The following is a 22,305-nucleotide window of genomic DNA, read 5'->3' as shown; positions in this document are numbered from 1 at the left end:
CGGCGAGACTGTTCTGATGCTGGACCTGGATATTTCCGAATTCTTCGACGAGGACGGCCCTCTGGCCACGGCCTTGCCCGGCTACAAGCCGCGCCCCGCGCAAGTGGAGCTGTCCCAGGCCATCGGCCAGGCCATCCAGGATCGCGCCACGCTGGTGGCCGAGGCCGGCACCGGCATCGGCAAGACCTGGGCCTACCTTGTACCCGCCTTCATCCAGGGCGGCAAGGTGCTGATCTCCACCGGTACCCGCACCCTGCAGGACCAGCTTTTCTCGCGCGACCTGCCGCGTGTGCGCGCCGCGCTGGCCGCGCCGGTGACGGCCGCGCTGCTCAAGGGCCGCGGCAACTACGTCTGCCATTACCACCTCGACCGCCTGCAGGGCGACGAGCGCGCGCTCAAGTCGCGCAGCGAAATCCAGCAGCTGCGCCAGATTCAGGTGTTCGCCGGCATCTCCAAGACCGGCGATCGCAGCGACCTGGCGCAGGTGCCCGAAGACGCCGACATCTGGCAGCGCGTCACCTCCACGCGCGAGAACTGCCTGGGCCAGGAATGCCCGCGCATCCGCGACTGCTTCGTGGTCAAGGCCCGCCGCCAGGCGCAGGAAGCCGACGTCGTGGTCGTCAACCACGCGCTGTTCATGGCCGACCTGGTGCTGCGCGAAGAGGGCGTGACCGACCTGCTGCCCGAAGCCGACACCGTCATCTTCGACGAAGCGCATCAGTTGCCCGACACCGCCACGCGTTTTCTGGGCAGCAGCGTGTCCACCCACCAGCTGATGGACTTCGGCCGCGCCATGGAGGCCGCGGGCCTGGCCTACGCGCGCGAAGCGGCCAAATGGAGCGACGTCAGCCGCCACCTGGAGACGGCCGCGCGCGAGCTGCGCCTGGTCTGCGCGCCGCTGGACCGCATGCCCGGGCGCAAGGCCACCTTCGAGGCCATTCCCAATGCCGACGAGTTCGACGCCGCGCTGCACATGCTGCGCGAGGCCGTCGACGGCGCGGCGCAGGCCCTGGCCGCGGTGTCCGAAAAACATCCCGACCTGATGGCCGCGGCCCGCAGCGGCGCCGAGATTTCCGCGCGCCTCAAGCGCTGGGCCACGCCCGGCCGCACGGGCGCGGAGCCGGCCGACGAAGGCTGGGGCCGCGACGACCTGGCGCCCGAACCGGTGGCGCAATCCGTGGCCGGAGACGGCCTGCCCACGCCGGCCGCCATCCTGGCCGGGGCCGCGGCCGCCGCGCAGCAATGGACCGGCCCGGCCGTGCGCTGGGTCGAGCACGGGCAGCACCATGTGCGCCTGCATTCCGCGCCCTTGTCGGTGGCGCAGGCCTTCTCCAAGTACCGCAAGCCCGGCCAGGCCTGGATCATGACGTCGGCCACCTTGTCGGTGAACGGCGAGTTCACGCACTTCACCAGCCAGCTGGGCCTGGACCAGGCGCGCACCGGCAAATGGGAATCGCCGTTCAACTATCCCGAGCAGGCCTTGCTGTTCGTGCCCCGCGGCATGCCCGAGCCGCAGTCCCCGCAGTTCCTGGACCGTTTCGTGCAGACGCTGATGCCGCTCCTGGAGGCCAGCCCGGGCGGTACGCTGGTGCTGTGCACGACGCTGCGCGCGGTGGACAAGGTCGCGAACCTGCTGGCCGATGAATTCGACGACGCCGGCCACGACTGGCCCCTGCTCAAGCAGGGCGATGGCACGCGCCGCGACCTGCTGGACCGCTTCTGCCGGCTCCAGCATCCGGTGCTGGTGGGCAGCGCCAGCTTCTGGGAAGGCATCGACCTGCCCGGCGACGTGTTGACCCTGGTGGCGATCGACAAGCTGCCGTTCGCCCCGCCCGACGATCCGGTGATCGAGGCGCGGCTGCGCGCCTGCCGCGCGCAGGGCGGCAATCCGTTCTCGGAATACCAGTTGCCCGAGGCCGCGATCTCGCTCAAGCAGGGCGCGGGCCGGCTGATCCGTACCGAATCGGATTGGGGGGTGTTGATGGTGGGCGACGGCCGTCTGGTCGAAAAACCCTACGGCAAGCGTCTGTGGCGCGGGTTGCCGCCGTTTGCGCGGACCCGGGAATTGGAAGAGGTGCTGGCGTTTTATCGGCGCAAGGCCGAGGGCGGGTAGCGCGCGGCCCATCGGCCGCGCGCGGAAATCAGATCAATCGAACGGATTCCACCAGCTCCGGTCCGCCTTCAGGCCCTTGGTGCGGAACTCGCTGTTGGGGAAGTTCTTTTCGTAGACGCGCTGCGAGTCGTTCTTCAGTTCGGTCATGCCGAGCTTGTCGTAGGACTCGACCATCAGGTAGAGCGCTTCCTCGGTGGCCGGCACGCCTTCGAAGTCGGTGATGACGGTCTGTGCGCGGTTGGCCGCGGCCACGTAGGCGCCGCGCTCGTAGTAGTAGCGCGCGACGTGCACTTCGTTCATGGCGATGGTGTTGACCAGCCAGGCCACGCGCTTTTCCGCGTCCACCGTGTACTTGCTGTCCGGATAGCGCTTGATCAGTTCGTTGAAGGCGTCATAGGACGCGCGCAGGCCCTTGGGGTCGCGCTCGGACGGGTCCTGGCCGGTGATGTTGCTCATGAAGGCGCTGGCCGGCGTGAAGTTGATCAGGCCTTTCAGGTACAGCGCGTAGTCGGTGCCCGGATGGTTGGGATAGAGCTGCTGGAAGCGGTCGATGGCGGCCAGGGCCTGTTCGTTTTCGCCGTCCTTCCAGTTGACGTAGGCCAGCTCCAGCAGGGCCTGCTGGGCATAGACGCCGAAGGGGTAGCGGCTTTCGATGGCGGTCAGGCGTTCGCGGGCTTCTTTCCAGCCGCCCGAGGACATTTCGGCCTTGGCGTCGGCGTAGAGCTGCTCGGCGCTCCAGTTTGCGGTCTTGTCGTACTTGCTGTTGGACGAGCCGCAACCGGCGATCGCGATGACGGCAACCAGCGCGATGACCACGCGCAAGATCGGCCCGCTGCGGGAGGCGGGGTTCGAGGGAGCTGCGGAGTGGTGAATCACGAGAATCCTATCCTTGGTGTTAGCATGGCAGGCTGATTATATGATTTGTCTCCATGTCTGATACAGCCGCCGGCGCCGATCTCGTTTCCGACGATGACTTCCTGGGTATTCCGGACGGAAATCCGGAGCAGAATCCCAGGGGAGAACCACAACTTGTAACCGTGCCTGACGGCACGCGGGCCGACCGGCTCGACAAGGTGCTGGCGGGGCTGATGCCCGATCATTCCCGCAGCCGGCTGCAGGGCTGGATCGAAGCCGGCAACGTCCACGTCAACGGCGCGCCCGGCAAGGTCCGGCAGACGGTCGGCCCGGGCGACGAGATCGCCGTGTGGCCGCAGCCCGCGCCCGAGGCGCTGGCCTTCTCGCCCGAACCGGTGGAATTCGGCGTGGTCGCCGAAAGCCCGGACTGGATCGTGGTGAACAAGCCCGCGGGGCTGGTCACGCATCCCGGCGCGGGCAACTGGAGCGGCACCCTGCTCAACGGCCTGCTGCACCGCTATCCCGAACTGGCACAGGTGGCGCGCGCCGGCATCGTGCACCGGCTGGACAAGGACACCTCCGGCCTGATGGTCGTGGCCCGCAACGAAACCGCGCAAACCCATCTGGTGCGCCAGCTGCAGGCGCGCAGCATGGGCCGCGAATACGTGGCGCTGGCGCATGGCTGGCTGGCCGCGGCCGGAAAGGTCGATCGCCCGATCGGGCGCGATGCGCGCGTGCCGGTGCGCATGAGCGTGGAGCGGCCGGTGGCGCCCAAGCCCGCCGTGACCCATTATGCGCCGGCGCGCCGCGGGCAGGTCGAGCCCGGCGGGCGCGTCACCGAAGTGGTGTGCCGCCTGGAAACCGGCCGCACCCACCAGATCCGGGTGCACCTGGCCAGCCTGGGGCACCCGCTGCTGGCCGATACCATTTACGGCGGCAAGCTCATCGCGGGCGCGCAGCGGCAGATGCTGCATGCGCGCGCGCTGCATTTCGAAGATCCGGGCGGCCGTGGCGAAGTCGAATTCACCGCCGCGGCGCCCGCCGACATGACCCAGGTACAGGAAAGCATCGCATGGAACGCGTAGTGGCAGGCCTGCCGGTGGTGACCGGCCCGCAGTGGGCGGGCGTGAACTATTTCTGCACGACGCGCGCCGGCGGCGCCGGCGTCGCGCCGCACGACACGCTGAACCTGGGCCGGCGCGCCGGCGACGATCCCGACACCGTCGCGGAGAACCGGCGCCGGGTGCGCGCGGCCGTGCCGGACGAGCCGCTGTGGCTGCGCCAGGTCCACGGCAGCGAGGTGGTGGATGCGGATCGCGCGGACCTGCCCGAGGAGCCGGCGGTCGACGCCAGCGTCACCGCGCGTCCCGGCCGGGTGCTGGCCGTCATGGTGGCCGACTGCCTGCCCGTGGTGATCGCCGACGCGCAGGGCACGGTGCTGGGCGCGGCGCATGCCGGCTGGCGCGGCCTGTCGGGCGGCGTGCTCGAAAACACGCTGGCGGCCATGCGCGCCAAGGCGCCGCAGGCCGCCGGCTGGCGCGCCTGGGTGGGGCCGGGCATCGGCCCGCAGGCGTTCGAAGTGGGCCAGGACGTGCTGGACGCCTTCGTCGCGCAGGCCGAGGACGCGCAGCGCTACTTCACGCCGCGGCCCGAGCGGCCGGGAAAATGGCTGGCTGACCTCGCCGGTCTGGCCGATTTCCGCCTGCGCCGCGCCGGTGTAGAAGAAGTGCACCTGAGCGGCCTGTGCACCGTGGCTCAAGCGGACCGGTTCTTTTCCTACCGGCGCGATGGAGAAACCGGCAGAATGGCCTTATTGGCCTGGCTCCAGCGGAATTCTTGATCTTTCGCAAGAAGACCGTTTGGGTTTGCGGTCTGCGCGGCAGCTCTCCTTGTATACCCGCATTGACAGGCCCTGACCCGGAATGCAACATCAATCGCGTAGTTTCGATAACAAGGTGTCGAAGTGAATGCCAATCTCTCCGCCGCAGGGCCCATTCCGGTGAGCGTGGCACCGGAAGCACTGGCCGACATACAGGCCGAATTCTCTCGCGAATGGCAACGCCTTTGCGATGATGCACGCCGCGGCGCGCTCGCCCCGCCGCCGGACCGCCGTTTCGCGGGCCAGGCCTGGGCCGCCAATCACTCGCACCTGCTGCTGGCGCACACCTATCTGTTGTCGGCTCGCGCCATGTCGCGCATGGTCGACGCCGCGCAGGTCAGCGAACCCTTGCGCGAGCGGCTGCGCTTTTCCATCATGCAGTGGGTCGACGCGCTGTCGCCGTCGAACTTCCTGGCGCTGAATCCGGACGCGCAGCAATCCATCGTCGAAAGCGCCGGCCGCGCGCTGAACGAAGGCCTGGCCAATCTGCTGGGCGACGTCAAGAAAGGCCGCATCACGCAGACCGACGAGACCAAGTTCGAGATCGGTCGCAACGTGGCGGTGACGCCCGGCGAGGTCGTGTACGAGAATCCGCTCTTCCAGCTGATCCAGTACGCGCCGTCCACCGCCACCGTGCACGAGCGCCCGCTGGTCATCGTGCCGCCCAACATCAACAAGTTCTATATCCTCGACCTGCAGCCCGAGAACTCCTTCGTGCGGCATGCCGTGGAGCAGGGTTTCACGGTCTTCCTGATCTCGTGGCGCAATCCGGTCGCCAGCGACACCGACGGCGTGGACCGCGCCACCTGGTCCGACTACCTGGACAACGCGGTGCTGCAGGCGCTGCGGGTGGCCAGCGACATCACCGGCCAGCCGCAGGTCAACGCACTGGGTTTCTGCGTGGGCGGCACGATGCTGGCCTCGGCGCTGGCGCTGGCCGAAGCGCGCGGCGAGCATCCGGTGGCCTCGCTGACGCTGCTGACGTCGCTGCTGGACTTCCACAACACGGGCGTGCTGAACGTGTTCGTCGACGAGGCCCACGCGCTTTTGCGCGACCATCAGCTGGGCAAGGGCGGGCTGATGCCGGGGCGCGAGCTGGCCACCACCTTTTCGTTCCTGCGGCCCAACGAACTGGTCTGGAACTACGTGGTCGGCAACTATCTGAAGGGCCAGACGCCGCCGGCCTTCGACCTGCTGTTCTGGAACGGCGACAGCACCAATCTGCCCGGTCCCTTCTTCTCCTGGTACTTCCGCAACACCTACCTCGAAAACAATCTGAAGGTGCCCGGCGGCGCGCAGGCCGCGGGCCTGCCGCTGGACCTGACGCGCCTGCAGATGCCGGCATACATCTTCGGCTCGCGCGAGGACCACATCGTGCCCTGGGTCTCGGCCTATGCGTCCACCCAGGTGCTGCGCGGTCCGCAGCGTTTCGTGCTGGGGGCTTCCGGGCATATCGCCGGCGTGGTCAATCCGCCGGCCAAGAAACGCCGCAGCTACTGGGTGGCGGACGAACTCGAACAATCGGGCCATTACCTGCCCGGCGATCCCAACGCCTGGCTGGCGCAGGCGGTGGAGCAGCCAGGCAGCTGGTGGCCGGACTGGACCCATTGGCTGGCCGGCCATTCCGGCAAGCAGGTCAAGGCGCGAACCAAGTTGGGCAACGCCAGGCACCGGCCGATCGAACCGGCGCCTGGCAGGTATGTGAAGGTCCGGGCAGCCTGAAACCGCGGATTGCGGTAGGCCCGGGGCAGTAAATCAATCAACGAGGCGTCCGTCGCACACAGGAGGAAATCCAATGAGCGGAAAACTGGCTTACGTTACAGGCGGGATGGGCGGGATCGGCACCTCAATTTGCCAGCGCCTGGCCAAAGATGGCTTTCGCGTGGTGGCAGGCTGCGGCCCCAGCCGCAATTACCAGCAGTGGCTGGACGAACAGGCAGCGCAGGGCTATACGTTCTACGCGTCCGTGGGCAATGTGTCCGACTGGGACTCCACGGTGGAGGCCTTCGAGCGGGTCAAGCGCGACCTCGGTCCGGTCGACGTGCTGGTCAACAACGCCGGCATCACGCGCGACGGCTTGTTCCGCAAGATGAGCGCCGACGACTGGCGCGCCGTCATCGACACCAACCTCAACAGTCTTTTCAACGTGACCAAGCAGGTGATCGACGACATGGTCGAACGCCAGTGGGGCCGTATCGTCAACATCAGCTCGGTCAACGGCCAGAAGGGGCAGTTCGGCCAGACCAACTATTCCACGGCCAAGGCCGGCATCCACGGCTTCACCATGGCGCTGGCGCAGGAAGTGGCCAGCAAGGGCGTCACGGTGAACACCGTGTCGCCCGGCTACATCGGCACCGACATGGTCCGCGCCATCCGTCCCGACGTGCTGGAAAAGATCGTCGCCACCATTCCGGTGCGCCGCCTCGGCACCCCGGAGGAAATCGCGTCGATCACGTCGTGGCTGGCCTCGGATGAGTCGGGCTTCTCGACCGGAGCGGACTTCTCGCTCAACGGCGGCCTGCACATGGGCTGACGCACACGGGCCGCCGGCAGGCGGCCCCATGGCGCCGGACGGTCTCGGGGAGTGGGCCGTCCGGCATTACACTAACCTTATTCTAAGTCTTAGAGATCGCCCGATCCGGGGACAACCATGACGCAAGCACAAACCGGCGCCAGCCTGCGCCTGATTAAAAAGTACCCCAACCGTCGCCTGTACGACACCCGGACCAGCACCTACATCACGCTCGCCGATGTCAAGCAACTGGTCCTGGCCAACGAGGAGTTCCAGGTCGTCGACGCCAAGAGCAGCGAAGACCTGACCCGCTCCATCCTGCTGCAGATCATTCTCGAAGAGGAAAGCGGCGGCATGCCCATGTTCTCCTCGAACATGCTGTCGCAGATCATCCGTTTCTACGGCCACGCCATGCAGGGCATCATGGGTTCGTACCTGGAGAAGAACATCCAGGCCTTCATGGAAATCCAGCAGCGCATGGCCGAGCAGTCCAAGGGCCTGTACGGCAGCCAGTTCGGACCCGAGGCCTGGGCCCAGTTCATGAACGTGCAGACGCCCATGCTGCAGAACATGATGAACAACTACATCGACCAGAGCAAAAACCTGTTCGTGCAAATGCAGGACCAGATGCAGGACCAGACGCGCGCAATGTTCTCGACCTTCCCGTTCACGCCGGGCGGCACGCAGGGCCCGGGCCGCAAGTAGCCGCGCCGTCGCGCCACACCTTGAATGTGCACGCCCCTGCGGGGGCGTTTTGTTTTGCCGGCCGCCGCGCCGGGCCGCGAAGCGCGCTTGACCAAACGCAACGATCTCGGAATTTTCCCAGGCGCAGGTTCAGGGATATGTCAGTTGTTTTGGTTACATTAATGAAAACGGTTCTTGTTTATGTTTTTGAGCCGCCACTTCATTCGTGTCTCGAGGATTATGCACATGTTCAAGAAAGCCTTGGCCCTGGCCATCGTCGCGCTGAGTGCTTCCGCCGCGCATGCGGCCGAATACCCCATCGGCAAGCCGGTGGAGAAGGGCGGCATGGAAATCGGCGCCGTGTACCTGCAGCCGATCGAAATGGACCCGCCCGGAATGATGCGTCCGGCGAAGGATTCGGACGTCCACCTCGAGGCCGACATCCACGCCACCGCCGGCAACAAGACCGGTTTTCCCGAGGGCGAGTGGGTGCCTTACCTGGTCGTGAAGTACGAGATCCAGAAGGTCGGCAGCGACAAGATCCAGAAGGGCACCTTCATGCCCATGGTCGCCAACGACGGCCCGCACTATGGCGAAAACATCAAGCTGGAAGGTCCGGGCAAGTACAAGCTGAAGTACTCGATCCTGCCGCCGACGGCAGACAAGATGAGCCACTTCGGCCGCCACATCGACAAGGAAACCGGCGTGGGTCCGTGGTTCGAGCCGTTCGACCTGGAATATGAATTCGTCTTTGCCGGCACCGGCAAGAAGGGCGGCTACTGATCGTGAAACGCCTGCTCCGCGTCGCCGCCGCATTGCTGATCGGCCTGGCCGGCCTGGCCGGCACGGCGCCCGCGCGGGCGGCCGACCTGCCCACCTTCACCCTGAAGTTCAAGCCCGACGGCACGTTCGAGCCCGCCACGCTGGAAGTGCCGGCGGGCCGTTTCAAGATCGAACTCATCAACGAAAGCAACGAGCCGGTGGAATTCGAAAGCATTCCGCTGCGCAAGGAAAAAGTCCTGGGCCCGGGGGTGAAATCCTTCGTGGTGATCACCATTTCGCGCCCGGGCGAATATCCGTTCTTTGACGACTTTCACCAGAGCGTGAAAGGCACCCTGGTCGTCAAACCCAAGGAATAACGCGGTACCTATACATGGAACAGGTTCTATTCATCGTCTGGCGTGAAAGCGTCGAAGCCATGCTGGTGGTGGGCATTCTGTACACCTGGCTGCGCTCCACGCCGGAAGGCAAGCGCGGGCTGAACTACCTGTGGGGCGGCGTGGCCGGCGGCCTGGCCCTGGCCGTGGCGCTGGCGCTGGTGCTGCTGGGCGTGTCGTCCTGGCTCAGCGACGAAGGCCAGGAATGGTTCCAGGCCATCATGTCGCTGGCCGCCTGCGCGCTGGTGGTGCAGATGGTGGTGTGGATGAAGAAGCACGGCCGCACGCTCAAGGGCGAACTCGAAGGCGGCGCGCGGGCGTCCATCGCCAACGACAACTGGTGGGGCCTGTTCGTGCTGGTGGCCATCGCCGTGGCCCGCGAAGGCAGCGAAACCGTGGTGTTCCTGTACGGCACCGTGTCGGCCGGCAGCGACGGCAGCAGCATGCTGATGCTGGCGCTGGCCGGCGTCGCCGGCTTCGCGATGGCGCTGCTGACCTTCTGGCTGCTGCAGCTGGGCGGCAAGCTCATCACCTGGCGCCGCTTTTTCCGCGTGACCGAAATCCTGCTGCTGCTGCTGGCCGGCTCGCTGCTGGTCGGCGGCCTGGACCACCTGATTTCCCTGGACGTGCTGCCCACGCTGGTCGATCCGGTCTGGGACAGCTCCTGGCTGCTGGACGACAGCACCGGCCTGGGCAAGGTGCTGGCCGACTTCGCCGGCTACCGCGCCTATCCCGCCCTGATCTCGGTGCTGTTGTGGGCGGCGTACTGGCTCGCCGTCTGGGCGCTGCTGCGCTGGGCCGATGCAAAGCCCGGCCGGGCGGCGTCGGCGGCCCGCAGCGCGTCCTGACCCGGAGCCGCACCGGACCGAACACTCGAAGGCTAGACCATGGCTGCTGCACTCGGGAGGGCGACCTCCCGTATCGCCGATTTCCTCCGCGACCATGCCCCGCTGCTGCGCAAGCTGCAGTGGGGCATCGTCGCGATATACGCATTCCTGCTGATCGTGCCCGTGCTGCTGCCGCTGCCGGACAACGCGTCATCGGTGTTCAACAACCTGACCATCGTCGCGCAGTTCGCGTTCTGGGGCGTGTGGTGGCCGTTCGTGCTCATCTCCATGCCGATCCTCGGCCGCGCCTGGTGCGGCTGGCTGTGCCCCGAGGGCATGCTGACCGAATGGGCCAGCGAACGCGGCAAGGGGCTGGCGATTCCCAAATGGATACGCTGGGGCGGCTGGCCGTTCGTGGCGTTCGCGCTGACCACCATCTACGGCCAGCTCGTCAGCGTGTACCAGTATCCGCTGGCGGTGCTGGCGGTGCTGGGCGGTTCCACGGCGGCCGCCATGGTGGTCGGCTGGCGCTATGGCCGCAGCAAGCGGGTCTGGTGCAAATACCTGTGCCCGGTCAACGGCGTGTTCAACCTGCTGGCCAAGCTGGCGCCGTGGCACTTCAAGGTCGATGAAGAAAAATGGCGCCATCCCGTCATCCGCATCGAACCCATCAACTGCGCGCCGCTGGTGCCGCTGCGCCACATGAAGGGCGCGGGCGATTGCCACGTCTGTGGACGCTGCAGCGGCTACCGCGGCGCGATCCAGCTGACCCCGCGTTCGCCCGAAGAGGAAATCGTCCGCGTCGCCTCGGGCGATCCCTGGCAGACGGCGCTGCTGTGCTTCGGCATGATGGGCATCGCCATGGGCGCCTTCCTCTGGACCGCCAGCCCCTGGTACGTGACCGCCAAGCAATGGGCGGCCACCTGGCTGGTCGAGCACGACATCATGTGGCCGCTGCTGGACAACGCGCCCTGGTTCATCCTGACCCATTACCCCGAAGTCAACGACAGCTTTTCGTGGCTGGACGGCGCGGGCATCTTGCTGTTCGTCTTCGGCGCCGCGATCAGCGTCGGCGGCGCGGCCTTCCTGTCGCTGTGGATCGCCGACCGCCTGGCCCCGGCCGCGCCCGAGCCGGGCGAAACCGCGGGGCGCTGGGGCCGTCCGGGCCTGCACAAGCTGGCCCAGGCCCTGATCCCGTCGGCCGGCATCGGCGTGTTCCTGGGCCTGTCGGCCACCACCATCAACCTGCTCAAGCACGAGGGCGTGGAGGCTGCGTGGGCCGCGCCGGTGCGCTTCACGCTGTTGAGCCTGGCGGTGCTGTGGACGCTGCGCCTGTATGCGCGCCTGCTCAAGCCGCGCGCGGCCAGCGCCTGGCGCAAGGGCCTGGCCTGGCTGACGCTGGCGGCCGGGCTGGCGCCGTTCTGCATCGCCTGGGTGCTGTTCTTCGCGATCTGGTAGCCGGCCCCGGGGGGCTGCGATAAAGTGGAGGGCCGCTTCCACGACATCGCCTGCTCCCATGGCTTCATACGCTTTCCGCCTGCTCAATGTTTTTGCCGCCACCACGTTCGGCGGCAACCAGTTGTGCGTCTTCGAAGACGCGCGCGGCATGGACGACGCCACCATGCTCAATCTGGCGGCGCAATTCAACCTGTCCGAAACCACGTTCATCCTGCCGTCGCAGCGCGCCGATGCGCGCGTGCGCATCTTCACGCCGGGCTACGAAATGAAATTCGCCGGCCATCCCACCATCGGCACTTCGCAAGTGGTGCGCGACCTGTTCAAGACCGGCGATGCGCTGACACTGGAATTCACGGCCGGCGTCGTGCCGGTGACCGCGCAAGGCGACGCCTGGACCTTCACCGCGCCCTGTCCCGACGGCGTGCGCACCGCGCCGCCGACGCTGGGCCGGGCAGAGATCGCCGGCCTGGCCGGGCTGGACGAGTCGGACCTGCTGGACGACCCGATCTGGGTGGACACCGGCGCGGACCAGCTGCTGGCGCCGCTGGCCAGCGTGGACGCGGTGCGCCGCGCCGCGCCCGACGCCTCGCGGCTCGAGCGCTGGCAGGCCAACAGCCTGGATCGCAAGATCCTGTACGTGTTCGCCTTCGACGGAGACCGCAGGCAGGACGGCCGGCAGGTCGTGGTGGCCCGCTACTTCTACGCCAAGCCCGGCGGCGGCGTGAACGAGGACGCCGGCACCGGCTCGGCCTGCGCCAACCTGGGCGGCTGGCTGCGCCATCGCGGCCATGCCTTGCCCGCCAGCATCCTGGTGGAGCAGGGCGACCAGATGGGCCGCCCATGCCGGCTGCTGCTGGACGTCCAGGCCGACGGCCGCATCCAGGTGGGCGGGCGCGCGCTGGAGATCGGGCGGGGTGTCGTGGATATCTGATCGCGCGGTTGTCTTCCAGCGCCGGTTGCACTACCGTGGAACCAGACCATGTAGGGAGACCGCCCGATGAAACCGTCTGAAGCCCTGGACTCGAACCGCATCGTGATCCGGCGTGTGGTCGAATCCCATCGAGCCCGCAATGCCAGGGTTTTCGGTTCCGTGCTGTACGGCCTGGATACCGAAGGCAGTGATTTGGACATACTCGTCGACCCGACAGCGGAAACGACGCTGATGGACGTGGCCGCCATTCAAGTGGAATTGCAACGTCTGCTCGGCGTGTCGGTCGACGTGCTGACGCCCAAGGCTTTGCCCGATGCGTTTCGCAACCGGATTCTCTCCGAAGCCGTGCCGGTATGACGCAAGCGCAGCGCATCCCCGACTACCTCGCGCATATTCTGGAGGCGATCGATCGCATCCATCGTTATACGTCCGACATGGATGAAGCCTCGTTCCTGGCCAATGAGCTGGTGCAGGACGCTGTCATTCGCAATATTGAGAGATTCAGAGCGACTTACCCGCCTTGCGCAAGCAGATCCATGGCGTGCAGGCCGATATCGCTCCCAACCCAGGCATGAAGTCCTGACGAAGCATTCACTGATCCGGGGCCCAAAGGCTTTGGGTCCGCGCATGGAACCGCAAAGAAAACGGCGCCCGCATATCGATGCAGGCGCCGTTTGCCGCTTCGGGCGCAGCCCGAAGCCATCTTGCCTTAACGCTTGTTCTTGGCAGGGTCGACCTTGACGTTGTTCATCACCTGCTTGACGCCTTCGACTCCGCGCGTGACGGTGGCGGCGTGATCGGCTTCGGCGGCGGTGCCGACGGTGCCGGTCAGGGTGACGACGCCGTTATTCGTTTCCACGGCGATGTCGAGCGCGCTCAGCTGCTTGTCGGCCACGAAGGCTGCCTTGACCTTGGTGGTCACGGTGGCGTCGGACGCATATTCACCCACGGACTGTTTCGGCTTGCCGTCGTCGGCGGCAAAGGCGATGGAAGTGAAGGCGGCGCCCGTGCCCAGTGCGGCGGCGGCGATCAGCTTGCGTAGTTCCATAGTCGTGCTCCTTGTTGATATGGTTGGGCGCGTTCGAGGCGCAACAGTGGTCGGAATGCCTTGGGTACGGGTTCTATTTCTTGCGGAATGCGCCGCCCAGGATGGACAGCAGCGCCAGTACCAGGAAGACGAAGAACAGGATCTTGGCGATGCCCGCGGCGCCGGCGGCGATGCCGCCGAAACCCAGGACAGCCGCGATGATGGCGATGACGAAGAAAACGACGGCGTAGTGCAACATGTCAGCTTCTCCTGGTGGGGTGAGGGATCAGGGATTGCGGTCGAAGAAGTCGCGGACTTCCTTCTCGGCTTCTTCCCGGGTCTTGCCGTAGCGTTCCTGGATCAGGCCCGCCAGGCGTTCGGCGTTGCCTTCGGTGCGGGTCAGCTCGTCATCGGTGAGTTCGCCCCAGGCCGCTTTCGCCTTGCCCGTCAGTTGTTTCCATTTGCCCGCGATGATGTCGTTATTCATGGTGACCTCTCCGTTTGCATGCGGCGGCGGGGTTTGCGGCCTACAAACCTTGCCCCCGCGGTTGAGTGGGACACTGATCAGTCGGCCTGTCTGGCGGATGCCGCCGGCGCAGGCCATGTGTTCAACGTACGGGGGGCCGGCAAGCGCTGTCAAACGCGGCTGTGGGCAAATGTAACGGCGCCGCGAGGGCGGCTTCGCGGAATTTCCGGCGGCAGGGGTTGCAGGCGCACTAGGGGCGTACGTTACATTCTGGCAACGTCTTGTCCGCTTTTGTGGGGAGGCTGGTAACGGGATCTACGGGCGGAGCCGGGCGCCGCGGCAGGGTATAGTCGTGGCGGAATCCGCGCGGGCGGAATGAAAGAGGAGCAGGGATGACGCAACGACTTTGCAGTGCGATCTTGTTGGCGCTGGCCGCGATGGCGGCGACGGGATGCGCGCAGGTGACGGACCGCTACCAGGCCAATGCGCCGGCGGCGGCCGCCGCCGGCTGAGCCGGGCCGCAAGCGGCCATGCATGAAAAAGGGGCGCCCGCGGGCGCCCCGTTGCATTGCGCCGACGCGCCGCTTCAGGCTTGCGCGATGCGGCCGGCGATATGCGCCAGCGCCTCTTCCACCTGGTCCACCAGGATCAGGCACAGGTCGCCCGGCGTCAGGCGCGCGAGCGCGGTGTCGATGGCCAGGAACTCGCCGTAGATCTCATCGACGCGCTTGCTGCGCGTGGCGTTGGCCAGGCCCTGCTGCAGCAGCGCCAGCACCTCGCCGTCGGCGCGGCCGCGCTGGCACTGGTCCTGATAGAGCACCACCTCGTCGAAGGCCTCGCCCAGGATCTCGGTCTGCATGCGGATGTCTTCGTCGCGCCGGTCGCCGGCGCCACTGATGACGACCGAGCGGCGCTTGGCCGGCATGGCGTCCACCGCGCGCACCAGCGCCAGGATGGCGTCGGGGTTGTGGCCGTAGTCCGCGATCACCGTGGCGCCGCGGTAGTCGAACACGTTGAAGCGTCCGGGCGCGGTCTGGGCGTCGTTGACGAAGCTGGCCAGGCCGCGGCGGATCACGTCCTCGCTCAGGCCCAGCGCCCAGGCCGCGGCGACCGAGGCCATGGCGTTCTCGACCTGGAAGCTGATCGTGCCGTTGCGCGTGAGCGGAATCGCCGCCAGCGGATAGCGCGTCTCCGCCGCGCCCTGCGCGGCCACGATCGCGTCGCCGTCGCGGTACACGGCGCGCAGGCCCTGCGCGCGGTGCGTGGCCATCACCGGATGGTTGCGGTCCTCGGCGAAGTAGGTGATGGAGCCCGGGCAGCTCGCGGCCATTTCGGCCACGATGGGGTCGGCCGCGTTCAGCACGGCGGTGCCGTCGGGATGCACGTGCTGCACGATCACGCGCTTGACCACGGCCAGGTCCTCGACGGTGCTGATGTAGCCCAGGCCCAGGTGGTCGCCCATGCCGATGTTGGTGACCACGGCGACGTTGCAGCGGTCGAAGGCCAGGCCTTCGCGCAGGATGCCGCCACGCGCGGTCTCGAACACGGCCGCGTCCACGTCGGGATGCATCAGCACGCTGCGGGCGCTGCGCGGGCCGCTGCAGTCGCCGGTGTCGATGCGCAGATTGTCCACATAGACGCCGTCGGAATTGGTCATGCCGACCCGGTTGCCGGCCACGCCCAGGATGTGCGCGGTCAGGCGCACCGTGGTGGTCTTGCCGTTGGTGCCGGCCACCGCCACCACCGGGATGCGGCCGTCGTCGCCGTCGGCGTACATGTTCGCGATGATGGCCTCGCCCACCGCGCGGCCCTTGCCGAACGAGGGGTTCAGGTGCATGCGCAGGCCGGGCGCGGCGTTGACTTCGACCACGCCGCCGTGCTGGTCCTCGAGCGGATACAGCACGCTTTCGGCCACCACGTCCACGCCGCAGATGTCCAGCCCGATCATGCGGGCCGCGGACACCGCGCGCGCCGCCATCTCGGGATGCACTTCGTCGGTCACGTCCGTGGCCGTGCCGCCGGTGCTCAGGTTGGCGTTGTTGCGCAGCAGGATCAGGGTGCCGGCCGGCGGCACGGAATCGGCCTCGAAGCCCTGCTTCTTCAGCGTGGCCAGGGCGATGTCGTCGAAGCGGATCTTGGTCAGCGAGGTCGCGTGGCCGTCGCCGCGCAGCGGGTCGGCGTTGACCTGGTCGACCAGCTGGCGGATGGTGTGCTGGCCGTCGCCGGTGACCTGCGGCGGGTCGCGGCGCGAGGCCGCCACCAGCGAGCCGCCCACCACCAGCAGGCGGAAGTCATGGCCCGGGATGTAGCGTTCGACGATGACCTCGGCGCTGATCTCCTCGGCCGCCTCGAACGCCTGGATCACGCGCTCGCGGGTCTCGATATTGACCGCCACGCCGCGTCCCTGGCTGCCGTCGCGCGGCTTGACCACGACCGGGCCGCCCAGCTCCTGCGCCGCGGCCCAGGCGTCTTCGGCGGTGGTGACCGAGCGTCCCATCGGCACCGGCACGCCGGCGGCGTCCAGCAGCATCTTGGTCAGGTCCTTGTCCTGCGCGATGGATTCGGAGATGGCGCTGGTCCTGTCGGTTTCCGCGGCCTGGATGCGGCGCTGCTTGCTGCCCCAGCCGAACTGCACCATGCTGCCCTGCGTCAGGCGGCGGTAGGGAATATTGCGCGCGACCGCGGCGTTGACGATGGAGCCGGTGCTGGGGCCCAGGCGCACGTCTTCGTCCAGCTCGCGCAGGCGCTTGAGGGCGTCGGCCAGGTCGAACGGCGCGTCGTCCAGCGCGGCGCGCACCAGCGTCTGCGCCAGCTCCATGGCCAGCCGGCCGACTTCCTCCTCGCTGTATTCCACCACCACCTGGAACACGCCGGGCTCGATGGTGGAGGCGACGCGGCCGAACGTGACCGGGCAGCCGGCGTGGGCCTGCAGCGTCAGCGCGACGATCTGCAGCACGTGGGCGATGGACACCGCGCCCTGGTGGCCTTCGGGGCGCAGCACCCCGGTCTGCGGCAGCCGCGCGCGCAGGCGCGCTTCGAACTCGGGCAGGTTGTCGATGGAGCACTCGGCGTCGGCGCAGGAGACGATGGCCTCGATCGCCGTGTTCTTGCTCCACAGATTGGGACCGCGCAAGGCTCGGATACGGGAAACTTCCATGGCAGGTATTCCTGTCTAGCTCGCGCGCGCCCGCGCGATGCGCAGGGCGCGCGCGGATATTGTCAGTATTGCTGAATCCAGCGGCGGACCAGGTCGATGGTGGGGCCGGAGAACGCCTCGTCCGATTGCAGCAGGATGAAGTCGCCCGCGACGATGCCCTTGAGCAGGCTGTCGATCGCCTTGCCGTGGTCGGGCTCGTCCAGCACTTCCTGCACCCGCGAACCCTGCGCCAGGCCCTGGCGCAGCAGCGCGCGCGCCTGGCCCGGCGGGCGCTTGCTCCGCACCGTGAGGTCGTCGTAGAGCACCACGCGGTCGAAGGCGTCGCCCAGCAGCCTGCCTTGTTCGACCAGGTCCTGATCGCGCCGGTCGGCGCCGGCCGAATAGGCGGCGGCGCGGCGCGCCGACGGGAACTGGTCGATGGCGGCGATCAGCGGGCGCAGGGCCGAGGCGTTGTGCACGTCGTCGACCACCACGGTGCTGCCGTTGCGCTCGAACAGCGTGAACTGCCAGGGCGCGTCGGCCTGGTCGATGTCGAAGGTCTCGATGCCGGCGCGGATCAGTTCGACCGGAATGTCCAGCGCCCAGGCCGCGCCGACCGCGGCCAGCACGTTCTCGACCTGGAAGGCCACGCGCCCGCCGTGGGTCAGCGGAATGGCGGCCACGGCGGCCAGATTTTCCTCGCGCGCGCCTTGCGCCAGCACGATGGCGCCGTCGCGCACGAACACGGCGCGGCCATCCTGGGCCAGGTGCGCGGCGATGGCGGGCAGGGCGGGGTCGATGCCGAAGAAGATCACCGCGCCGTCGCACAGCTCGGCCATCTCCACCACTTGCGGATCGCGCGCGTTGAGCACCGCCGCGCCGCCGGGCAGCACCACGTCGACCTGGGTGCGGAACACATTGAACATGCGCTCCGTGTCGTTGATGTCGAAGTCGCCCAGGTGGTCGGCGTCGTCGATATTGGTGACCACGCCGACCTGGCAGCGGTCGTAGGAAAGGCCCTGGCCCAGGATCACGCCGCTGTCGTTCTCGATGACGGCGGCGTCCAGGTTGCGGTTCATCAGCAGGCGCGTGCCGGAATCGAAATCGGCGCGGTCGCCTTTCTGCACCAGGCGGCGGTCGAGGTACAGGCCCTCGCTGCAGGCCAGGCCGGTGCGCTTGCCCGACAGGTGCAGCAGTCGCGCCACCAGGCGCGCCACCACGGTCTTGCCGTTGGTGCCGGTCACGCCCACGATGGGGATGCGGCCGCTGTCGCCCTCGGGGAACAGGTGGTCGACGATGGCGCGGCCCACCGGGCGCGGCGCGCCGTCGGCCGGCTTCAGGTGCATCAGCAGGCCGGGGCCGGCATTGACCTCGACGATGGCGCCGCGCTGCTCGTCCAGCGGGCGCGAGATGTCTTCGGCCACCAGGTCCACGCCGGCGATGTCCAGGCCGACGATGCGCGCGGCCAGGGTCACGGTGGCGGCGACGCTGGGATGCACGCGGTCGGTCACGTCGAAGGCGACGTTGCCGCTGCGCTGCACCAGCACGCGCTGGCCTTCGGCCGGCACGCCGTCCTCGGACAGGCCCTGGCGCGCGATCTCCAGGCGCGCCGCCGAATCCAGGCGCACCGGATTCAGCGGGTGGTTTTCGGTGCGGCCGCGGCGCGGGTCGGTATTGATCTGGCTGTCGATCAGCTCGGCGATGGTGGACTTGCCGTCGCCCGTCACCCAGGCCGGCTCGCCGGCGGCGGCGGCCACCATGCGGTCGCCGACCACCAGCAGGCGGTGCTCGTTGCCCAGCACGAAGCGTTCGACGATCACGCCGCTGCCTTCGTCCACCGCCACGCGGTAGGCCGATTCCACTTCCTCGCGCGTGACCAGGTTGGTGAATACGCCGCGGCCGTGGTTGCCGTCATAGGGTTTCACGACCACCGGCAGGCCGATGTCCTCGGCCGCCGCCCAGGCGTCTTCCGCGCTGTCGACCAGGCGGCCTTCGGGCACCGGCACGCCGCAGGTGGACAGCAGCTCCTTGGTCAGGTCCTTGTCGCGCGAGATGCCTTCGGCGATGGCGCCGGTGCGGTCGGTCTCGGCCGTCCAGATGCGGCGCTGCGCCGAGCCGTAGCCGAACTGCACCAGGTTGCCCTCGAACAGGCGGATGTACGGGATGTCGCGGTCGTCGGCGGCGTCCACGATACAGGCGGTGCTGGGACCCAGGCAGTGCTGGTCGATCAGGCCGCGCAGCTTGGAGACGGCGGCGGGCACGTCGTAGGGGCGGTCTTCGATGGCAGCCATGACCAGGTCGCGCGCCTCTTGCAGCGCGGCGCGGGTGACCTGTTCCTGCCAGGCGCGCACGACCACCTTGTAGACGCCGCGGGTGGAGGTTTCGCGGGCCTTGCCGAAGCCGCCGCGCAGCCCCGCGAGGTTCTGCAGCTCCAGCGTCACGTGCTCCAGGATGTGGCCCGGCCAGGTGCCTTCGCGCACGCGGGACAGGAACCCGCCCCGCACGCCCGGGCTGCAGCGGTGCTCGATCAGCGTGGGCAGCCATGCGGTCAGGCGTTCGTAGAAGCCGGGAATCGTGTTGGAGGGATAGTCCTCCAACTCTCCGATATCCACCCATGCTTCCAGAACCGGGCGATACGTCCAAATGTTCGGGCCGCGCAAAGCCACGACATCGAGAAATTCAATGTCTTTCTTTTTCATGTTTTAATTTGCTGAAGAAGCAGGTTGGCACGCGCGGACGCCCCTATGCTAGACCGCGAATTTATTGGGGTTGCGCCTTTAGAATAATGCCAACGAGTCGGGGGATCCCAGATATTCCTAATTAGAAAAATCGGCTGATACTATACGACGCCTTCAGGGCGTTAACTCGTTGTGTTGTAAGGAAGGGACACGTTTCCCGCCCCTCCCGGTGGCGAACCGGTGGCCTCGTAGGGCAGAGTCCTGGCCCGGTATGCGCTTCAATGAAAAAAACACACCTGTTTTCCGGCTTGGCCGCTGCCGTTCCTGCCCGCTGGCAGGATGAAATCCGCGCCGAACTGGCCGATGGCGAGAGCCTGCTCGCCTGGGTCGAGACCGATCTGGACGCCCGTCTGCAATTCCGGCCCGGCCTGGTCGCCGCCACCGACCGACGCCTGCTGGCCCGTCGCGCCGACGGCGCCGGCTGGGAATCCTGGGCCTATGGCCCCGGGCTGAAGCTGGGCCTGAGCGACCACGCCGGCGCCGCGCTGCTGGAGCTGCACGACGACGCCGCCCGCCTGGGCGCGTGGCGCTTCACCCTGGCCCGCAACCCGGCCGCGCTGCGCCTGCTGGCGCAGTTCGAGGCCCAGCAGGCCATCCGCCTGTCCGGCCGCCCCGCCGAGGAGCCGGCCGAACGCACCTGTACGATCTGCAACAACGCCATTCCCGCGGGGGCGCAGGAGTGCCCCACGTGCAAGCAGGAACAGGCGGCGCCGTCCTCCACCTGGGCGCTGCTGCGCCTGTGGCGTTTCGCGCGGCCCTACCGCGGCCCGCTGCTGGCCGGTTTCCTGCTGACGCTGATGGGCACGGCGGCCACCCTGGTGCCGCCGTACCTGACCATGCCGCTGATGGACGACGTGCTGATCCCGTTCCAGAACGGCGCGCCCATCGACTACGGCAAGGTCCGCCTGTACCTGGGCGGCCTGCTGGCGTCGGCCTTCCTGGCCTGGGGGCTGGGCTGGGCTCGTACCTACATCCTGGCCTGGGTCAGCGAGCGCATCGGCGCCGACCTGCGCACCACCACCTACGAACACCTGCAGCAGCTTTCGCTGGAATACTTCGGCGGCAAGCGCACCGGCGACCTGATCTCGCGCATCGGCAGCGAGACCGACCGGATCTGCGTGTTCCTGTCGCTGCACCTGCTGGACTTCGCCACCGACATTCTGATGATCGTCATGACGGCGGTGATCCTGGTGTCGATCAATCCCTGGCTGGCGCTGGTCACGCTGGTGCCGCTGCCCTTCATCATCTGGATGATCCACGCGGTGCGCGACCGGCTGCGCCACGGCTTCGAGAAGGTCGACCGCATCTGGTCGGAAATCACCAACGTGCTGGCCGACACCATACCCGGCATCCGCGTGGTCAAGGCCTTCGCCCAGGAAAAGCGCGAGGTCGCGCGTTTCCGCGAGGCCAACAACCGCAACCTGGAAGTCAACGACCGGGTCAACACCACCTGGTCGCTGTTCTCGCCCACGGTCACGCTGCTGACCGAAGTCGGCCTGCTGGTGGTGTGGATCTTCGGCATCTGGCAGGTGTCGCAAAAGCAGATCACCGTCGGCGTGCTGGCCGCGTTCCTCGCGTACATCGGCCGCTTCTACACGCGCCTGGATTCGATGAGCCGCATCGTGTCGGTCACGCAGAAGGCGGCCGCCGGCGCCAAGCGCATCTTCGACATCCTGGACCACGTCTCCAGCGTTCCGGAGCCGCAGAATCCGGCCCGGCTGCCGCACATCGACGGCCGCATCGAACTGCGCGACGTGGGCTTTCGCTACGGCAACCGCCAGGTCATCCGCGGCCTGAACCTGAACATCGAGCCGGGCGAGATGATAGGCCTGGTCGGCCACAGCGGTTCGGGCAAGAGCACGCTGATCAACCTGATCTGCCGCTTCTACGACGTGTCGGAAGGCGCGGTGCTGGTCGACGGCGCCGACATCCGTTCGGTGCGCGTGGCCGACTACCGGCGCAACATCGGCCTGGTGCTGCAGGAGCCTTTCCTGTTCTTCGGCACCATCGCCGAGAACATCGCCTACGGCAAGCCCGAGGCCACGCGCGACGAGATCGTGGCCGCGGCGCGCGCCGCGCACGCGCACGAGTTCATCCTGCGGCTGCCGCACGGCTACGACTCGCTGGTGGGCGAGCGCGGCCAGGCGCTGTCGGGCGGCGAGCGCCAGCGCATCTCGATCGCGCGCGCGCTGCTGATCGACCCGCGCATCCTGATCCTGGACGAGGCCACCTCGTCGGTCGACACCACCACCGAAAAGGAAATCCAGAAGGCGCTCGACAACCTGGTGCGCGGACGCACCACGATCGCCATCGCCCACCGCCTGAGCACGCTGCGCAAGGCCGACCGGCTGGTGGTGCTGGACCGCGGCCAGATCGTGGAGCAGGGGCCGCACGAGGAACTCATGGCGCGCGAGGGCGCCTACTACCGGCTCTATCAGGCGCAGGCGCGCCAGGCCGAGGCCGACGCCCAGGCGTCGGGCAGTGAAGACATGGCCGCCGTGGCCTGACGCCAACCGGGATGA

Annotated in this window: 20 protein-coding genes; 14 read left to right on the top strand and 6 right to left on the bottom strand. The window is 67.6% G+C overall.

Annotated features, from left to right (window positions below; translation table 11 throughout):
* Nucleotides 1-16 precede the first annotated feature (16 nt).
* Nucleotides 17-2,113, top strand: coding sequence for a DNA repair helicase YoaA (gene yoaA, locus AC1M14_RS19945; protein ID WP_479730321.1), 2,097 nt, complete (start codon nt 17-19; stop codon nt 2,111-2,113).
* 33 nt (nt 2,114-2,146) lie between these two features.
* Here yoaA and AC1M14_RS19940 read toward each other — a convergent pair whose 3' ends face one another.
* Nucleotides 2,147-2,935 (bottom strand): outer membrane protein assembly factor BamD, encoded by a 789-nt coding sequence (locus tag AC1M14_RS19940; RefSeq protein ID WP_102774510.1) that lies wholly within the window; start codon nt 2,933-2,935, stop codon nt 2,147-2,149.
* 107 nt (nt 2,936-3,042) lie between these two features.
* Between AC1M14_RS19940 and AC1M14_RS19935 the strand changes: the two genes are divergently transcribed.
* From AC1M14_RS19935 to AC1M14_RS19880, 12 genes are all read left to right on the top strand, one after another.
* Complete coding sequence (locus AC1M14_RS19935; RefSeq protein WP_102774511.1) at nt 3,043-4,053, top strand: RluA family pseudouridine synthase; 1,011 nt, start codon at nt 3,043-3,045, stop codon at nt 4,051-4,053.
* Complete coding sequence (gene pgeF, locus AC1M14_RS19930; protein WP_479730320.1) at nt 4,041-4,808, top strand: peptidoglycan editing factor PgeF; 768 nt, start codon at nt 4,041-4,043, stop codon at nt 4,806-4,808. The genes AC1M14_RS19935 and pgeF overlap by 13 nt, the downstream gene beginning before the upstream one ends.
* 123 nt (nt 4,809-4,931) lie before the next feature.
* On the top strand, nt 4,932-6,569 hold the full coding sequence (phaC, locus tag AC1M14_RS19925) for a class I poly(R)-hydroxyalkanoic acid synthase (protein WP_102774513.1): 1,638 nt from the start codon (nt 4,932-4,934) through the stop codon (nt 6,567-6,569).
* Nucleotides 6,570-6,642: 73 nt separating this feature from the next.
* A complete protein-coding gene (gene phbB, locus AC1M14_RS19920) occupies nt 6,643-7,380 on the top strand; it encodes an acetoacetyl-CoA reductase (RefSeq protein ID WP_102774514.1) in 738 nt (245 codons plus the stop codon).
* Between the two features lie 117 nt (nt 7,381-7,497).
* Complete coding sequence (gene phaR, locus AC1M14_RS19915) at nt 7,498-8,064, top strand: polyhydroxyalkanoate synthesis repressor PhaR (RefSeq protein ID WP_042792481.1); 567 nt, start codon at nt 7,498-7,500, stop codon at nt 8,062-8,064.
* Nucleotides 8,065-8,289: 225 nt separating this feature from the next.
* Entirely contained in the window at nt 8,290-8,826 is a 537-nt protein-coding gene (locus tag AC1M14_RS19910) for an iron transporter (protein ID WP_102774515.1), read from the top strand.
* Nucleotides 8,823-9,182: a cupredoxin domain-containing protein gene (locus tag AC1M14_RS19905; protein WP_440130656.1), complete on the top strand. Its 360-nt coding sequence runs from the start codon at nt 8,823-8,825 to the stop codon at nt 9,180-9,182. Before AC1M14_RS19910 ends, AC1M14_RS19905 begins: the two co-directional genes overlap by 4 nt.
* A 14-nt stretch (nt 9,183-9,196) precedes the next feature.
* Complete coding sequence (locus tag AC1M14_RS19900; protein ID WP_102774516.1) at nt 9,197-10,048, top strand: FTR1 family iron permease; 852 nt, start codon at nt 9,197-9,199, stop codon at nt 10,046-10,048.
* A gap of 39 nt (nt 10,049-10,087) precedes the next feature.
* Nucleotides 10,088-11,485, top strand: a complete 1,398-nt coding sequence (locus AC1M14_RS19895; RefSeq protein WP_102774517.1) for a 4Fe-4S binding protein — start codon at nt 10,088-10,090, stop codon at nt 11,483-11,485.
* A gap of 58 nt (nt 11,486-11,543) precedes the next feature.
* Entirely contained in the window at nt 11,544-12,416 is an 873-nt protein-coding gene (locus AC1M14_RS19890) for a PhzF family phenazine biosynthesis protein (RefSeq protein WP_479730319.1), read from the top strand.
* A 66-nt stretch (nt 12,417-12,482) separates the two neighbouring features.
* A complete protein-coding gene (locus tag AC1M14_RS19885) occupies nt 12,483-12,773 on the top strand; it encodes a nucleotidyltransferase family protein (RefSeq protein WP_102774519.1) in 291 nt (96 codons plus the stop codon).
* The gene (locus AC1M14_RS19880; protein ID WP_102774520.1) at nt 12,770-12,991 is read left to right on the top strand and encodes a HepT-like ribonuclease domain-containing protein; all 222 of its coding nucleotides are present in this window, start codon (nt 12,770-12,772) and stop codon (nt 12,989-12,991) included. Before AC1M14_RS19885 ends, AC1M14_RS19880 begins: the two co-directional genes overlap by 4 nt.
* Before the next feature lie 134 nt (nt 12,992-13,125).
* Here the strand turns inward: AC1M14_RS19880 and AC1M14_RS19875 are convergent, their stop codons facing one another.
* The 5 genes from AC1M14_RS19875 to cphA (AC1M14_RS19855) form a co-directional block, all read right to left on the bottom strand.
* Nucleotides 13,126-13,464 carry a BON domain-containing protein gene (locus tag AC1M14_RS19875; protein ID WP_102774521.1) on the bottom strand — a complete coding sequence of 113 codons (339 nt, stop codon included), beginning with the start codon at nt 13,462-13,464 and terminating at the stop codon, nt 13,126-13,128.
* A gap of 73 nt (nt 13,465-13,537) precedes the next feature.
* Nucleotides 13,538-13,702, bottom strand: a complete 165-nt coding sequence (locus AC1M14_RS19870; protein ID WP_006389411.1) for a DUF1328 domain-containing protein — start codon at nt 13,700-13,702, stop codon at nt 13,538-13,540.
* 27 nt (nt 13,703-13,729) lie between these two features.
* The gene (locus tag AC1M14_RS19865; protein ID WP_042792487.1) at nt 13,730-13,930 is read right to left on the bottom strand and encodes a CsbD family protein; all 201 of its coding nucleotides are present in this window, start codon (nt 13,928-13,930) and stop codon (nt 13,730-13,732) included.
* 565 nt (nt 13,931-14,495) lie between these two features.
* Complete coding sequence (gene cphA, locus AC1M14_RS19860) at nt 14,496-17,066, bottom strand: cyanophycin synthetase (protein ID WP_102774522.1); 2,571 nt, start codon at nt 17,064-17,066, stop codon at nt 14,496-14,498.
* A gap of 62 nt (nt 17,067-17,128) precedes the next feature.
* The gene (gene cphA, locus AC1M14_RS19855; protein WP_479730318.1) at nt 17,129-19,744 is read right to left on the bottom strand and encodes a cyanophycin synthetase; all 2,616 of its coding nucleotides are present in this window, start codon (nt 19,742-19,744) and stop codon (nt 17,129-17,131) included.
* A 260-nt stretch (nt 19,745-20,004) separates the two neighbouring features.
* On the opposite strand from cphA (AC1M14_RS19855), the gene AC1M14_RS19850 reads away from it, so the two are divergent.
* A complete protein-coding gene (locus AC1M14_RS19850) occupies nt 20,005-22,290 on the top strand; it encodes a cyanophycin metabolism-associated ABC transporter (protein ID WP_479730317.1) in 2,286 nt (761 codons plus the stop codon).
* The last annotated feature ends 15 nt before the right edge of the window (nt 22,291-22,305 follow it).

It is taken from the genome of Achromobacter sp. SX5 (assembly GCF_056711425.1).
The sequence above is the reverse complement of the archived record's forward strand: the minus strand, read 5'-3'. Positions and strand labels throughout refer to the sequence as shown.